14 protein-coding genes are annotated in these 16403 nt (G+C 47.6%); 11 read left to right on the top strand and 3 right to left on the bottom strand.

The annotated features are described in order from the left end of the window. Positions 1-62 precede the first annotated feature (62 nt). Entirely contained in the window at positions 63-950 is an 888-nt protein-coding gene (gene fabD, locus DWX62_RS11340) for an ACP S-malonyltransferase (protein ID WP_005825542.1), read from the bottom strand. 398 nt (positions 951-1348) lie between these two features. Here fabD and DWX62_RS11330 point away from each other — a divergent pair, with 398 nt between their 5' ends. From DWX62_RS11330 to DWX62_RS11310, 5 genes are all read left to right on the top strand, one after another. Then, positions 1349-2080: an NUDIX domain-containing protein gene (locus tag DWX62_RS11330; RefSeq protein WP_034523179.1), complete on the top strand. Its 732-nt coding sequence runs from the start codon at positions 1349-1351 to the stop codon at positions 2078-2080. A 47-nt stretch (positions 2081-2127) separates the two neighbouring features. After that, the gene (locus DWX62_RS11325; RefSeq protein ID WP_035448507.1) at positions 2128-3606 is read left to right on the top strand and encodes an FGGY-family carbohydrate kinase; all 1479 of its coding nucleotides are present in this window, start codon (positions 2128-2130) and stop codon (positions 3604-3606) included. Between the two features lie 105 nt (positions 3607-3711). Then, positions 3712-5028 (top strand): xylose isomerase, encoded by a 1317-nt coding sequence (gene xylA, locus DWX62_RS11320; protein WP_005825539.1) that lies wholly within the window; start codon positions 3712-3714, stop codon positions 5026-5028. Positions 5029-5142: 114 nt separating this feature from the next. Next, positions 5143-6630: a D-xylose transporter XylE gene (xylE, locus tag DWX62_RS11315; protein ID WP_119992650.1), complete on the top strand. Its 1488-nt coding sequence runs from the start codon at positions 5143-5145 to the stop codon at positions 6628-6630. Between the two features lie 192 nt (positions 6631-6822). Next, positions 6823-8355, top strand: coding sequence for a carbon-nitrogen hydrolase family protein (locus tag DWX62_RS11310; protein WP_005825535.1), 1533 nt, complete (start codon positions 6823-6825; stop codon positions 8353-8355). A 41-nt stretch (positions 8356-8396) separates the two neighbouring features. Here DWX62_RS11310 and DWX62_RS22490 read toward each other — a convergent pair whose 3' ends face one another. Next, the gene (locus tag DWX62_RS22490) at positions 8397-8525 is read right to left on the bottom strand and encodes a hypothetical protein (RefSeq protein WP_005837113.1); all 129 of its coding nucleotides are present in this window, start codon (positions 8523-8525) and stop codon (positions 8397-8399) included. 47 nt (positions 8526-8572) lie between these two features. Here DWX62_RS22490 and DWX62_RS11305 point away from each other — a divergent pair, with 47 nt between their 5' ends. The 6 genes from DWX62_RS11305 to DWX62_RS11280 all read left to right on the top strand — a co-directional run bounded on the left by DWX62_RS11305 (position 8573) and on the right by DWX62_RS11280 (position 15664). Then, positions 8573-9379, top strand: coding sequence for a hypothetical protein (locus DWX62_RS11305; RefSeq protein WP_005825533.1), 807 nt, complete (start codon positions 8573-8575; stop codon positions 9377-9379). Between the two features lie 492 nt (positions 9380-9871). Then, positions 9872-13360: an isoleucine--tRNA ligase gene (gene ileS, locus DWX62_RS11300; protein WP_057281123.1), complete on the top strand. Its 3489-nt coding sequence runs from the start codon at positions 9872-9874 to the stop codon at positions 13358-13360. Positions 13361-13393: 33 nt separating this feature from the next. Beyond that, positions 13394-13774, top strand: a complete 381-nt coding sequence (locus DWX62_RS11295) for a TraR/DksA C4-type zinc finger protein (RefSeq protein WP_004290962.1) — start codon at positions 13394-13396, stop codon at positions 13772-13774. 2 nt (positions 13775-13776) lie between these two features. Further along, positions 13777-14409 (top strand): lipoprotein signal peptidase, encoded by a 633-nt coding sequence (locus tag DWX62_RS11290; RefSeq protein WP_016273745.1) that lies wholly within the window; start codon positions 13777-13779, stop codon positions 14407-14409. Then, positions 14406-15332 (top strand): DUF4296 domain-containing protein, encoded by a 927-nt coding sequence (locus tag DWX62_RS11285; RefSeq protein WP_035448513.1) that lies wholly within the window; start codon positions 14406-14408, stop codon positions 15330-15332. Before DWX62_RS11290 ends, DWX62_RS11285 begins: the two co-directional genes overlap by 4 nt. Further along, positions 15329-15664: a hypothetical protein gene (locus DWX62_RS11280; protein WP_005837115.1), complete on the top strand. Its 336-nt coding sequence runs from the start codon at positions 15329-15331 to the stop codon at positions 15662-15664. The genes DWX62_RS11285 and DWX62_RS11280 overlap by 4 nt, the downstream gene beginning before the upstream one ends. On the opposite strand, the gene DWX62_RS11275 is transcribed toward DWX62_RS11280, so the two are convergent. Further along, the gene (locus DWX62_RS11275; protein ID WP_008664596.1) at positions 15612-16373 is read right to left on the bottom strand and encodes an RNA methyltransferase; all 762 of its coding nucleotides are present in this window, start codon (positions 16371-16373) and stop codon (positions 15612-15614) included. The genes DWX62_RS11280 and DWX62_RS11275 overlap by 53 nt on opposite strands. Positions 16374-16403 lie beyond the last annotated feature (30 nt).

Raw genomic sequence — 16403 nt, 5'->3', positions numbered from 1 at the left:
TTAAAACAAGAAAGGCTGTCTATTTGAAGAAAGACAGCCTTGAAAATATTCTATTTAAGGAATTATGCAATCCCGTGAGCCGTAGCTTCCGGTGCAATCTTCTTGATAAGACCTTGCAGCACTGCACCAGGACCGCACTCTGTGAAGTCCGTAGCACCATCGGCAACCATGTTCTTCACTGTTTGCGTCCAACGTACCGATGCTGTCAGCTGAGCCACCAGGTTCTTCTTGATTTCTACCGGGTCAGTATGAGGCATAGCGTCTACATTCTGATATACGGGGCACTTCGGAGCATGGATTTCTGTTGCATTGATGGCTGCTTCCAGTTCAACTTTGGCAGGGTTCATCAGCGGAGAGTGGAACGCACCGCCTACCTTCAACGGCAGAGCACGCTTTGCACCTGCAGCCTTCATCAGTTCGCAAGCCTTGTTGATACCTTCTATGGAACCGGAAATTACAATCTGTCCCGGGCAGTTATAGTTGGCTGCCACGCAAACTTCACCTTCAGCACTTACTTGAGCGCAGATTTCCTCAACCTTTTCATCCGGCAGGGCAATAATGGCTGCCATAGTGGAGGGCTGTGCCTCACAAGCCTTTTGCATAGCCATGGCACGGGCATACACCAGTTTCAGACCATCTTCAAAGCTCAGTGCACCGGCAGCAACCAAGGCAGAGAACTCGCCCAATGAGTGACCGGCGGTCATCTCCGGCTTAAAGTCATCGCCCATGCAGAGGGCGGAAATAACGGAATGAAGGAATACGGCAGGTTGGGTAACTTTAGTCTGGCGCAGGTCTTCATCTGTTCCGTTGAACATAATATCAGTAATACGATACCCGAGGATATCATTTGCTTTCTCAAAAAGTTCCTTGGCTAATGCCGAATTTTCGTACAGGTCCTTTCCCATGCCAACGAATTGGGCACCTTGACCCGGAAATACAAATGCTTTCATATTTACTCGTTTTTTAGTGTTTAAATAAAAAGTGCTGCAAAGGTAGAGGTTTTTCTGATATTCACCGCACAAACGGATGTTTTTTGTGCAATGCCCTTACTTTAAGGAGGGAAGCTAAAATACAATATGTATGCTTGGGCCTTCTGTGGTATCCGGAGGCTGAAATACTTATAAATGAAACACTTTCTCCTTATTGTACTTCCTACAATTAGACCTCTTGTATATTCTTGTAAATTACATATTGTATTCCATACGATAACAACTGAAAATGATATTGTATAAAGTAAGATATGTATTCAGTTGAAAAATAATGCTTTATAACATTATAAAAATAATCTTTTCCTTTATTGCAAATTAGAAAAACCTATTTATATTTGCAGCGCTTAACGAGATATATTATGCAAAACATAGAACAAAAAACGCCGTTGGCAAACAATCATATCTCTGTGGACTGTGTAGTGATTGGTTTTGACGGAGAACAGCTAAAGGTTCTGCTGATTAAGCGTGCAGGAGAGGAAGAAGGAGAAATCTTTCATGATATGAAGCTTCCCGGAAGTTTGATTTACATGGATGAGGATTTGGATGAAGCTGCCAAACGGGTGTTGAATGAATTGACGGGTCTGAAGAACGTCAATCTGATGCAATTCAAGGCATTCGGCTCAAAAAACCGTACGAAAGACCCCAGAGATGTACATTGGCTGGAACGTGCCATGCAGTCCAGGGTGGAGCGTATTGTCACCATAGCCTATCTTTCCCTGGTGAAGATAGACCGCGCATTGAACCGTGATTTGGACAATTATCAAGCCAGTTGGGTAGCCATGCCGGATATAAAGGCTCTGGCATTCGACCACAACCTGATTATCAAGGAAGCCATTACCTATGTCCGCCAGTACGTCGAGTTCAACCCGTCTTCACTGTTCGACTTGTTGCCGCGTAAGTTCACCGCATCCCAGCTTCGCACTTTGTACGAACTGGTGTATGACAAGCAGTACGACGTACGCAATTTCCATAAAAAAATTGCCTTGATGGAGTATGTCGTCCCCCTGGAAGAAAAACAGCAGGGCGTGGCCCACCGGGCGGCACGTTACTACCGTTTCGACAAAAAGATATACAATAAAATCCGACGGTAGCCGGATTGTAAATTCTTCATATCACTTTCATTTTAATATTGATAGAAATGTATTTATTAGGTTATGACATCGGCAGCTCGTCTGTAAAAGCGAGTCTGGTAAATGCGGAAAGCGGCAAGTGTGTATCGTCTGCCTTCTTCCCCAAGACTGAAGCGGAAATTATCGCAGTGAAGCCCGGCTGGGCAGAGCAAGACCCCGGAAATTGGTGGGAAAATTTGAAACTGGCCACACAAGCTGTATTGGCAGAATCCGGAGTAAACGCAGAAGACATCAAGGCGATTGGTATCTCTTATCAGATGCATGGCTTGGTATGTGTAGATAAAAACCAGCAGGTGTTGCGTCCTGCCATTATCTGGTGCGACTCCAGAGCCGTGCCCTACGGACAAAAGGCTTTCGAAACATTGGGAGAGGAGACTTGCCTTTCACATTTGCTGAATTCTCCGGGCAACTTCACGGCCTCCAAACTGGCTTGGATTAAGGAGAATGAGCCTTCCGTTTACGAAAAGATTCATAAGATAATGCTGCCGGGCGACTATATCGCCATGAAGTTGAGCGGTACCATCTGTACCACGGTGTCCGGTTTGTCCGAAGGGATGTTCTGGGATTTCAAGAACAACCGGGTTGCTGATTTTCTGATGGAGTATTATGGATTCGACTCCTCTCTGATTGCCGACATCAAACCGACTTTCTCCGAGCAGGGACGCGTCAATGCTGCTGCAGCCGCAGAGCTGGGTCTGAAAGAAGGTACGCCTATCACTTACCGTGCCGGCGACCAGCCCAACAATGCCCTTTCCCTGAATGTATTCAATCCGGGTGAAATTGCTTCTACCGCCGGAACGTCCGGTGTGGTATACGGCGTGAACGGTGAGGTGAACTACGACCCCAAGTCACGTGTCAACACCTTTGCACACGTCAACCATGCTGCCGGGCAAACCCGTCTGGGTGTTCTGCTGTGCATCAATGGTACGGGCATCCTCAATTCATGGGTAAAACGCACCGTTGCTCCCGAAGGCATCTCTTACAACGATATGAATCTGCTGGCCGCACAAGCCCCCATCGGCAGTGCCGGTATCAGTATCCTGCCCTTTGGAAACGGTGCGGAGCGTATGCTGGAGAACAAGGAAATAGGCTGCTCCATTCATGGCATCAACTTCAACCAGCACGGCAAACAGCATATCGTCCGTGCAGCACAGGAAGGCATCGTTTTCTCCTTTAAATATGGAATCGACATCATGGAACAAATGGGCATTCCCGTGCAGAAAATTCATGCAGGCAAGGCTAATATGTTCCTCAGCCCGCTGTTCCGCGAGACATTGGCCGGTGTGACGGGAGCTGTCATCGAACTGTATGATACCGACGGCTCTGTAGGTGCCGCCAAAGGCGCCGGAATCGGTGTGGGCATATACAAGGACAACAACGAAGCATTTGCCACGCTTGAGAAGCTCGAGGTGATAGAGCCGAAAGTGGCAGACCGCCAGGCTTATGCCGACGCATATGCGCGCTGGAAACACTGGGTAATGTGCTAATGTGCACATTAAAACGTTAGCACGTTAAAACAATAAATTAATAATTAACCCCGTGATGAATGTGTCTGTCATTGGCACATTCTCACATTAAAACATTAAATTCTTATGGCAACAAAAGAGTATTTTCCCGGAATAGGAAAGATTAAATTCGAAGGTAAAGAGAGCAAGAACCCGATGGCATTCCGTTATTACGATGCCGATAAAGTAATCATGGGTAAGAAAATGAGCGAATGGCTGAAGTTCGCCATGGCATGGTGGCACACTCTTTGCGCAGAAGGTGGTGACCAATTCGGTGGCGGAACAAAGAAATTCCCCTGGAACGGTGAGGCTGACAAGGTTCAGGCTGCCAAGAACAAAATGGACGCCGGCTTTGAATTCATGCAGAAAATGGGTATCGAATACTACTGCTTCCACGATGTAGACCTCTGCGAAGAAGCCGAGACCATTGAAGAATACGAAGCCAACTTGAAGGAAATCGTAGCGTATGCCAAGCAGAAACAAGCAGAAACCGGCATCAAACTGTTGTGGGGTACTGCCAACGTATTCGGCCATGCCCGCTACATGAATGGTGCAGCCACCAATCCCGATTTCGATGTTGTGGCACGTGCCGCCATCCAAATCAAAAACGCCATCGACGCTACTATCGAACTGGGAGGTTCAAACTATGTATTCTGGGGCGGTCGCGAAGGCTACATGTCATTGCTGAATACAGACCAGAAGCGTGAGAAAGAGCACCTCGCACAGATGTTGACCATCGCCCGCGACTATGCACGTGCCCGCGGCTTCAAAGGTACCTTCTTGATTGAACCGAAACCGATGGAACCTACAAAACACCAGTATGATGTAGACACCGAAACCGTTATCGGCTTCTTGAAGGCTCACAATCTGGACAAAGATTTCAAGGTGAACATCGAAGTGAACCACGCTACTTTGGCGGGCCACACCTTCGAGCACGAACTCGCAGTAGCCGTAGACAACGGTATGCTCGGCTCCATCGACGCCAACCGTGGTGACTACCAGAACGGCTGGGATACAGACCAGTTCCCCATTGACAACTTCGAACTGACCCAGGCAATGATGCAAATCATCCGTAACGGAGGCTTTGGCAATGGCGGTACAAACTTCGATGCCAAGACCCGTCGCAACTCCACCGACCTGGAAGACATTTTCATTGCCCACATCGCCGGTATGGACGTGATGGCACGTGCACTGGAAAGTGCAGCCAAACTGCTTGAAGAGTCTCCTTACAAGAAGATGCTGGCCGACCGCTATGCTTCCTTCGACAGTGGTAAAGGCAAGGAATTTGAAGATGGCAAACTGACGCTAGAGGATTTGGTAGCTTACGCAAAAGCCAACGGTGAGCCGAAACAGACCAGCGGCAAGCAGGAATTGTATGAGGCAATCGTGAATATGTACTGCTAATAATGATCAATGTTTAGTGATTAGTGGTTAATAAGTTGCGCATGAGGTGTTTCAATATTAATCATTAATCGCTAATCATTAATCGCTAATCATTAACCATTAATCATTAATATCATGAATTATACAGAAAAAGGCAGTAAACTCTACCTCTTCTCTATTGTGCTGGTAGCCGTCATCGGGGGCTTGCTTTTCGGCTACGATACAGCAGTCATATCCGGTGCCGATAAAGGGCTTCAGGCATTTTTTATGGGTGCCTCCGATTTTGTCTACACAGATACGATTCACGGCATTACCTCTTCCAGTGCACTTATCGGATGTATCATCGGTAGTGCTCTTTCGGGATTCTTCGCATCCAATCTGGGACGTAAGAATTCTCTTTTCATAGCCGGCGTCTTGTTCTTTCTGTCGGCATTGGGCTCCTACTACCCGGAATTCCTTTTCTTCGACTATGGTGTTCCTTCCTATTCCTTGCTCGTGGCATTCAATTTCTACCGTGTATTGGGAGGAATCGGCGTAGGTTTGGCATCGGCCATCTGCCCGATGTATATTGCGGAAATTGCGCCGAGCAACATTCGCGGGACTCTGGTATCATGGAATCAGTTTGCCATTATCTTCGGCCAGTTGGTGGTTTACTTCGTGAATTTCCTTATTCTGGGCGAGAATTCAAATCCGGTGATAAAGGCCATTGAAGGAGTCAACCAGATTCTGAATCCCGAAGCGGCAGCATGGACCACAGAGATAGGATGGCGTCTGATGTTTGTCAGTGAGGCTGTTCCTGCAGGAGTCTTTGCGTTGCTCGTACTGTTTGTTCCCGAAACGCCACGCTATCTTGCCATGAGTGGCAAGGATGATAAGGCACTCCAGGTGTTAAGCCGTATCAACGGCTTGGCTCAGGCAAAGGTTATTCTGTCTCAAATCAAAGCCACGGCAGAGGAAAAGACGGAAAAGCTTTTCACTTATGGCTGGATGGTTATCTTTATCGGTATCATGCTGAGTGTATTCCAGCAAGCGGTAGGTATCAACGCCGTACTCTATTTCGCACCGCGTATCTTCGAAACGATGGGAATGGGCAACCCGATGGTTCAAACCGTCATCATGGGTATCATCAATATTCTGTTCACGTTGCTGGCTGTCTTTACAGTCGAGAAATGGGGACGTAAACCGCTGCTCATCTCGGGGTCTATCGGCATGGCGATAGGTGCTTTCGGAGTAGCTCTTTGCAACGTTGTGGCAGGGCTTCCTCCCATGTTGGCTGTTGTCAGCATCATGGTCTACAGTGCTTCGTTCATGTTCAGCTGGGGCCCCATCTGCTGGGTACTGATTGCTGAAATCTTCCCGAATACCATCCGTGGCGCTGCAGTAGCCATTGCCGTAGCCTTCCAATGGATATTCAATTTCATTGTATCTTCCACCTTCGTACCTATGTACAATATGAGTTTGGGAGATATGGGAGACAAGTTCGGGCACATGTTTGCTTATGGCTTATACGGAATCATCTGTGTGGTGGCTGCTCTGTTTGTCTGGAAGCTTGTTCCCGAAACGAAAGGCAAGACACTGGAAGACATGACCAAGCTGTGGAAGAATAGAAGAGACAACGGATAAGACCGTCATTGAAACTGTCCATATAAGACGGGAAAGAGGAGGCCTGATGAATGCCTCCTCTTTTTGTTATCAATTCCGTATCTTTTCCCTTATCCGTTCAAGATGGGAAAGAAAAATCTTCGGAGGGGAAGATAACATGTAAGGATAAACCGTACCTTTGCACTGTTTTTAATCAGGAATAGCAAGAAAGTTATGGATTCAATGAAAATCAATAAGGTGCAGATACGTAATCTGCAGATTGAAGATTATGACCAGTTAGCACAATCGTTTACGCGCGTTTATTCAGACGGAAGCGATGTGTTCTGGACGCACAAACAAATAGAAAAACTGATACGCATCTTCCCCGAGGGGCAGATTGTGACGGTGGTTGACGAGAAAATCGTGGGCTGTGCGCTTTCCATCATAGTGAACTACGATGATGTGAAGAACGACCACACTTACGCCCAGGTTACGGGCAAGGAGACTTTCAACACCCACAATCCGAAAGGCAACATACTTTATGGCATCGAAGTCTTTATCCATCCCCAATACCGTGGCCTGCGTCTGGCACGCCGTATGTATGAATACCGCAAGGAACTTTGCGAGACATTGAACCTGAAGGCAATCATGTTTGGCGGACGTATCCCCAACTACTACAAATATGCCGATCAAATCCGCCCCAAGGAGTACATAGATAAGGTGAAGCAAAAGGAAATCTTCGACCCGGTGCTGACCTTTCAGCTCTCTAACGACTTCCACGTGCGCAAGGTGATGCGCAACTACCTTCCCAATGATGAGGAGTCCAAGCACTACGCCTGCCTGCTGCAATGGGACAATATCTACTATCAGGCTCCCACACAAGACTATGTAAACCCCAAAACCACTGTCCGCGTAGGCTTGGTACAATGGCAGATGCGTACCTACAAGACACTGGATGACCTTTTTGAGCAAGTGGAATTTTTTGTGGATGCCGTGAGCGACTACAAGAGTGACTTTGTTCTTTTTCCCGAATACTTCAACGCACCGTTGATGGCAAAATTCAACAACGAGGGCGAGTCGCAGGCTATCCGCGGGCTGGCGGCCTATACCGAGGAAATCAAGGAGCGTTTCGTCAAGCTCGCCATCAGCTATAACATCAACATTATTACGGGCAGTATGCCGCTTATCAAGGAAGACGGGCTGCTATACAACGTAGGATTCCTCTGCCGACGTGACGGAAGTTATGAAATGTACGAAAAGATACATGTCACTCCCGACGAGATAAAGTCCTGGGGACTGAGCGGAGGCAAGTCCATCCAAACTTTCGATACGGACTGTGCTAAGATAGGCGTGCTGATATGCTACGATGTAGAGTTCCCCGAACTGAGCCGCATCATGGCGGACCAAGGCATGCAGATACTCTTTGTTCCTTTCCTTACCGATACGCAGAATGCTTACAGCCGCGTAAAGGTGTGCGCCCATGCTCGTGCCATCGAAAACGAGTGCTTTGTAGTGATAGCCGGCAGTGTAGGCAATCTTCCCCGCGTGCACAACATGGACATCCAGTATGCCCAGTCCGGTGTGTTCACTCCCTGCGACTTCGCTTTCCCCACAGACGGCAAGCGTGCGGAAGCCACTCCGAATACCGAAATGATTCTTGTGTCGGATGTGGATCTGGACTTGCTGAATGAACTGCATACCTACGGCAGTGTACGCAACCTGAAAGACCGGAGAGGCGATTTGTACGAGGTGAAGATGAAAAGATGACTTTCCCGAATGCCACACTCGGTTGCCTCCAATACCACACCTTATTCTCCGAAATGCCACACTTCATCGTCCGGAATGCCATAGGTTTCGGACAACGGAGTGTGGCATTTCAGCTGCTGAAGTGTGGCATCCGGGACGATGAAGTATGGCATTTCGGATGGTAATTCCATAGTTTATCCGTATCTTTACAAAACTTTTATTCTAAAAAACAGAAACAATGGCCAAGAAAGCTCTCTCTGCTCCCGAAATACCTCTCTGCATCAATGTGTTGCGATTACTTAACTACCGTCTGGCTCCCGACGAGCTGATTCTGTTCGACTGGCTTACAGTAAAACAGATTTCTTTTAAATACAAGCCTTTCCATTACTCCCAGGCGCGTGTAGAGGAAGAAACCCGTATCCGCCGTACCCGGCAGGAAGTCATCATTAAGCAATTCTCGGCCTTGGGCTTCTTGAAAACCGACATAAAGGTCAATTCCGTCACCCGTGGACGTGTCCGCTATTACTCCGTGGACTTCAGTGTACTTGCCGACGTGGATGTCCTGGTAGAAATCATCATGCCCCAAACCACGCTCTTCCGTGACTTCATCCTCTACTTTGCCTACCACGCCACTATGCAGAAGAAGAGCAAGGAAGAACAACTGAAGCCTGCCTCCGCCATAAATCACGAGGCTGCCGCCCGAATCTATCAACTGCTGAGCCAAGTCTATGACGAGCGCCGCCAATACTATAATGATGGGGGACTGACCGGAGATGTGAAGCCTGAACGCTCGAAATCTGCCATGCAATTGCAGCATAACAAACCCATAGAACGTAAACTGGCAAAGTTGGCAGACTACTACAACGATAACAGCATCAAAAACGCCTTTCTTGCCTATGTGGACGAAATCCTGACCCAAAAGAAAGAACCCGAAAACCTGATGTATTACTTTCTCTCTTTCGATGAGACATCGGATTGTTTCGGAGTGGTGAATCATTACCTTAATTATTTCACCTTGCATTATAGTTACAGCAGCAACAGTTGAAGTCTATCCGCTGATGATGCTGTTATTATTTCTTTTAATATAATACTTTATTATTCTTTCCCATGCTGTTCTCTGCACGCTTATTGCTGATTGCGGCAATAGCATTCGCAGAATTCTACATACCATTTGTTGAACTCAGCAAAATAGCCCTCTCATTTGTTGTTTTCAACGTAGTTTTCAGGGGGTAGGTTTTGGCAAATTCTGCGTTTTTTGTCGTTTTTTGCTTAGGGAACCCTGCATTGCCCCAAACGACATCTACAGATGCACTTCTATGTACTAATTCGGGAAAAGAGAAAAGAGGGACAGTGTTGAGTGAGCGAATATTTTTTAAAATCGTACCTGCATATTTTTTTGTTCTTAAAAAGTCTCTTGTATTTAAGTTTTTTGTAAATTTGCACCCTTAAAATGGAGAAGGTAGCTTTTGACGTACCAAATGCCTATCAAGAGTATCTTCAATCGTAAATTGTAAATTGTCAAATAGTAAATATCAAGATGGGTAAGAAGTTTGCCGAATATTCGAAGCTCGACCTTTCCGAAGTGAACGGAAAAGTGTTGAAGAAATGGGACGAAAACCAGGTTTTCGCCAAGAGTATGACAGAACGTGAAGGTTGTCCTTCTTTCGTATTTTTCGAAGGACCTCCCTCGGCCAATGGTATGCCGGGCATTCACCACGTAATGGCTCGCTCCATTAAGGACATTTTCTGCCGTTACAAAACGATGAAGGGGTTCCAAGTAAAGCGTAAGGCCGGATGGGATACTCATGGACTGCCCGTGGAACTGGGTGTGGAAAAAGCACTCGGCATTACGAAAGAGGATATTGGCAAGACTATTTCCGTAGCAGAATACAATGCTGCCTGCCGCAAGGACGTCATGAAGTTCACCAAGGAATGGGAAGACTTGACGCACAAGATGGGCTACTGGGTGGACATGACGGACCCGTATATCACCTACGACAACCGCTACATCGAAACCTTGTGGTGGCTGCTGAAACAGCTCTATAAGAAAGGACTCCTTTATAAAGGGTATACCATACAACCTTATTCTCCTGCTGCCGGAACCGGACTCAGCTCGCACGAGTTGAACCAGCCCGGATGTTACCGTGACGTAAAAGACACGACCATGGTGGCACAGTTCAAGATGAAGCATCCGAAACCGGAAATGGCAGAGTGGGGAACTCCTTACTTCCTGGCATGGACCACTACTCCGTGGACGTTGCCCAGCAACACTGCGCTCTGCGTCGGTCCCAAGATAGACTACGTGGCCGTACAGACTTACAACGGATATAGCGGTGAGAAGATGACTGTTGTCTTGGCAAAAGCACTGCTCTACACTCACTTCAACAAAAAAGCGGAAGACATTGCATTAGAGGATTATAAGCCGGGTGATAAGCTGATACCTTTCAAGATAGTAGGTGAGTACAAAGGCCCCGATTTGGTAGGTATGGAGTACGAACAGCTCATCCCTTGGGTGAAACCGATAGACGTTGCCGAAGACGGTAGCTGGACTCCCAGCGACAAAGGTTTCCGTGTAATTTCTGGTGACTATGTGACGACTGAAGACGGTACGGGTATCGTACACATTGCCCCGACCTTTGGTGCGGACGATGCTTTTGTGGCACGCGCTGCAGGTATACCGTCCTTGTTCATGATAAACAAGAAGGGTGAGACCCGCCCGATGGTAGACCTCACCGGTAAGTTCTTCTTGATTGACGAACTGGACGAGGAGTTTGTAAAGGCATGTGTCAATGCAGACCTTTACAAAGACTATCAGGGCAAGTGGGTAAAGAATGCCTATGACCCTCAATTCACCGTAGACGGCAAGTATGATGAGCAGGCTGCACAAGCTGCCGAATCATTGGATATCGAACTCTGCATGATGATGAAAGCCGCCCGCCAGGCATTCAAGATAGAAAAGCATGTACACAATTATCCGCACTGCTGGCGTACGGACAAACCCGTATTGTACTATCCGCTGGATAGCTGGTTTATCCGCAGCACCGCTTGCAAGGAACGTATGATAGAGTTGAACAAGACCATCAACTGGAAGCCGGAAAGCACCGGTACGGGACGTTTCGGCAAGTGGCTGGAAAACCTGAATGACTGGAACCTCAGCCGTTCACGCTACTGGGGTACTCCGCTGCCCATCTGGCGTACAGAGGACAATAGCGAGGAAAAGTGTATCGAGTCTGTAGAAGAACTTTACAACGAAATAGAGAAATCCGTAGCTGCCGGCTTGATGCAGTCCAATCCTTACAAGGAGAAGGGCTTCCAGCCGGGTGTATATACCAAAGAGAATTATGACAAGATAGACTTGCACCGTCCTTACGTGGACGATGTCATCCTTGTTTCCAAAGACGGCAAGCCGATGAAACGCGAAACGGACTTGATTGACGTTTGGTTCGATTCCGGTGCCATGCCTTATGCACAGATACACTATCCGTTCGAGAATAAGGAACTGCTGGATAGCCACCAGGTATATCCTGCCGATTTCATCGCCGAAGGGGTGGACCAGACACGCGGTTGGTTCTTCACGTTGCACGCCATCGCTACAATGGTGTTCGACAGTATTTCTTATAAGGCTGTCATTTCCAACGGCTTGGTGCTCGACAAAAATGGTAACAAGATGTCCAAGCGTCTGGGCAATGCCGTAGACCCCTTCTCGACCATCGAGAAATACGGGTCCGACCCGTTGCGCTGGTACATGATCACCAACTCTTCTCCGTGGGACAATCTTAAGTTCGACGTGGATGGAGTGGAAGAGGTGCGCCGCAAGTTCTTCGGAACACTCTATAACACCTATTCATTCTTCGCCCTCTATGCCAATGTAGACGAATTTGACTACAAAGAAGCCGATGTGCCCATGGCAGAACGCCCTGAGATAGACCGTTGGATTCTCTCTGTACTGAATACGTTGGTGAAGAACGTGGATACCTGCTACAATGAATACGAGCCCACGAAAGCAGGACGTCTCATTTCTGAGTTTGTGAACGACAATCTCTCCAACTGGTACGTTCGTCTGAACCGCAAACGTTTCTGGGGTGGCGGTATGACGCAGGACAAGCTTTCTGCATTCCAGACACTCTATACCTGCTTGGAAACTGTAGCCAAGCTGATGGCGCCCATTGCTCCGTTCTATGCCGACATGCTGTATACGGACCTGATTGCAGCTACGGGACGCGACAATGTGGTTTCCGTACACCTTGCCAAGTTCCCCGAATATAAGGAGGAAATGATAGACAAGGAATTGGAAGTCCGCATGCAGATGGCACAAGACGTCACTTCCATGGTATTGGCATTGCGCCGCAAGGTGAACATCAAAGTCCGCCAACCGCTTCAGTGCATCATGATACCGGTAGTGGATGAAGAACAGCGTGCACACATCGAGGCTGTGAAAGCACTTATCATGAACGAGGTGAATGTGAAAGAAATCCAGTTTGTGGACGGTGCTGCCGGTGTACTGGTAAAGAAAGTGAAATGCGACTTCAAGAAGCTGGGACCGAAATTCGGTAAGCAGATGAAAGCCGTGGCTGCTGCTGTGGCGGAAATGTCCCAGGAAGCCATTGCCGAGCTGGAGAAGAAAGGCTCTTATACGTTCAATCTGGACGGTGCAGAAGCCGTGATTGAAACGGCAGATGTGGAAATCTTCAGTGAGGATATTCCGGGATGGCTGGTTGCCAACGAGGGCAAACTGACCGTGGCTCTGGAAGTTACCGTTACCGAAGAGCTGCGCCGTGAGGGTATTGCACGCGAGCTGGTAAACCGCATTCAGAATATCCGCAAGTCGAGCGGTTTTGAGATAACAGATAAAATAAAGATTACATTATCAAAAAATCCTCAAACAGATGATGCGGTAAATGAATATAATGACTATATTCGCAACCAAGTTTTAGGAACTTCACTGACGCTGGCAGACAACGTAGAAAATGGTACAGAACTGAACTTCGACGATTTCTCGCTGTACGTGAGCGTAGTGAAAGAATAATTAAATACTAACCCTGATTAACACGTAAAAGTTATGGCAGAAAAGACAAGATACTCAGATGCTGAATTGGAAGAATTCCGCGCTATCATTATGGAGAAGTTAGAGTTGGCACAACGTGACTATGAACTGTTAAAGGCCAGCCTGACGGGTGCAGACGGTAATGACACCGACGATACATCTCCTACGTACAAAGTACTGGAAGAAGGTGCCAACACCTTATCCAAGGAAGAAACCACACGTCTGGCCCAACGCCAGTTGAAGTTCATCCAAGGATTGCAGGCTGCTTTGGTGCGCATTGAGAACAAAACATATGGCATTTGCCGCGAAACCGGCAAACTGATACCGGCAGAGCGCCTTCGTGCAGTGCCCCATGCCACTTTGAGCATCGAAGCTAAAAACAACGGCAAGAAATAAAAATGGGTAAATTCTTTACGAAGGGCCGGATAGCCTGCCTTATTATATTTTCGGTATTGGTTATAGACCAGATTATCAAGATTTGGATAAAGACCCACATGTACTGGCATGAGAGTATCCGGATTACGGATTGGTTCTATATATACTTTACCGAGAATAGTGGTATGGCTTTCGGTATGGAAATATTCGCCAAACTGTTCCTGACCTTGTTCCGCATTGCTGCAGTCACGGTCATTGGCTGGTTTCTGTACAAGTTCGTGAAGCAAGGCATGAAGACCGGATTTATCGTCTGTGTGTCTTTGGTCTTGACGGGAGCCTTGGGAAACATTGTCGACAGTGTGTTCTATGGCGTGCTGTTCAACGAAAGCACCCATTCGCAGATAGCCTCCTTCATGCCTGAAGGAGGGGGATATGCCCCGTGGTTCCATGGCAAGGTGGTGGATATGTTCTATTTCCCCATCATTGATACAAACTGGCCCGCATGGATGCCGTTTGTCGGTGGAGAACATTTCATTTTCTTCAGCCCGATATTCAATTTTGCGGATGCAGCAATCAGTTGCGGTATCATTGCTTTGCTGTTGTTCTACGGCAAGGACTTCAATGATGCCTATCATGCTGCCATAAAGAAATCATGAAAGGAATAAATCGAATTCAATGGTGTAGCGTAGTCCTTCTGGCGTTCAGTCTGACGGCTTGTAAGGTGAAAAGACCTGAGACCGTCCTTCCGGATGCCAAGATGGAAAACGTGCTTTATGATTATCACATAGCCAAAGCTATGGGTGAAGAAGTGCCGTATAACGAAAGTTATAAGCGGGTGCTATACATTGAATCGGTTTTCAAGAAATATGGCATTACTCAGGCCGATTTTGACTCTTCTATGGTCTGGTTTGCCCGTAACCCGGAAGTACTTACCAAAATCTACGAGAAAGTGAATGTACGGTTGAAAGCCGAGAGAGACGGTATCAACCACTTGATTGCCCTGCGTGACAACAAGCCGAAAGAATCACTTCCCGGAGACAGTATCGACGTGTGGATATGGCAGCATATCTATCAGTTGACGGGTATGCCCCTGGACAACAAGATAACGTTTACGTTGCCATCAGACACCAATTTCCACGACCGTGACACGCTGCGCTGGAGCGTGCGCTTCCGTTTCCACAACGGTGCACCGGACAGCATACATGCTCCGTTGATGGCGATGCAGGTTCTTTACGAAAAGAATGACAGTGTCATCAGTGCCATTCGGAAAGTACAAGACACAGGTGTGGAAACGCTCACCTTGTTTGCCGATACTTTAGGAGAAATCAAGGAAATACGCGGGTTCATCTATTATCCGCAGCAGGAGACTCCACAGCCTTTGCTGGCAGACCGTATCTCACTGATGCGCTATCACGCCACGGACAGCTTGGTCATTGCCCCAAAGGACAGCCTTCAGCAGGCGACAGACTCCCTTCGCAAAGACAGTATCGGAAAACCTGAGAAATTGAAACCTCTGGAAATTCAGGAGCAGGAAAATACCACGACTCCCAGAACCATACGTCCCCGTCCGAAAGCATGAAACGCTACGCTTCCCATTTTCTGTTTCTTCCCGGGCATGGCTATCTGAAACAATATGTGGTGGAGATAGGTGAAGGACAATGTGTATCACGTATCTTCCCATTGACAGAAGAGGTGGAGAATACGGAATGGCTACCGGGAGTTATAGCTTTGCTTACGGAGGTGGAAACAGACTATCCTCATTTTGATACGTGCTGCAATATACTGACGGCAATCCCTCCGGTTATCGAGGAAGAATTGCCTTATTTGATTCCCTGGTTGTTTTTTCCTTTTGATTTTACTACAATGCAGCCTGGCGCCGGAACTCAGCGCAAACTACTGCTGTGGCAATAGCCACGTTCAATGACTCCGAGGTCTCACGGCTGGCGGGATAATTCGGTATGTATAGTTTGCGGTTGATGAGTGCCTCCACTTCTTTTCCGATGCCATTTCCTTCATTACCCATCACAATCAGCCCATTTTTCGAAAGCGGTTGTCCGTACATATTCTCTCCGTCCAGGAAAGTGCCGTAAACGGGAATATCCTTCAGTGAGCGGATGAACTCGGGTAGGGGAGTATAATGCAGTCTGACGCGTGCGATACCTCCCATCGTGGCCTGCACAGTTTTGGGATTATAGATATCCACCGTGTTGGGCGAACAGAAAATATGCTCTATCCCGAACCAATCAGCAAGGCGGACAATCGTTCCCAGGTTACCGGGGTCTTGCACATCATCCAAAGCCAGACAGAGGGAGTGGCTGATGACGGAAATATCCGTCTCCTCATCCGGCTGCCGGAACACAGCCAGCACTTGTTGGGGAGTTTTCAGCAGGCTGGCACGCGAAAGTTCCTCCTCCGATACTTCCGTGACATCTGTTACGGTGGAGAGAGGGCGGTTCCGGGAAAGCCATTCTGAAGTTGCCAGCAAGAACTGACAAGGAAAATGTCCCAACAAATCCCCTACGAGTTTAGGCCCTTCTGCCAGAAATACCTTGTCTGCCTTCCGGTTCTTTTTCTGCTCCAACGAGTGGATATATTTAATGCGATTTTTACTTAATGCCATAGGACACACATGTTATCATTTGACAAAAAT

Origin of the sequence: Bacteroides sp. AF20-13LB (assembly GCF_003603065.1) — a bacterium.
GTDB classification, from domain to species: domain Bacteria; phylum Bacteroidota; class Bacteroidia; order Bacteroidales; family Bacteroidaceae; genus Bacteroides; species Bacteroides uniformis.
Note: the sequence above shows the minus strand (reverse complement) of the source record. Positions and strands in the feature narration are given on the sequence as shown.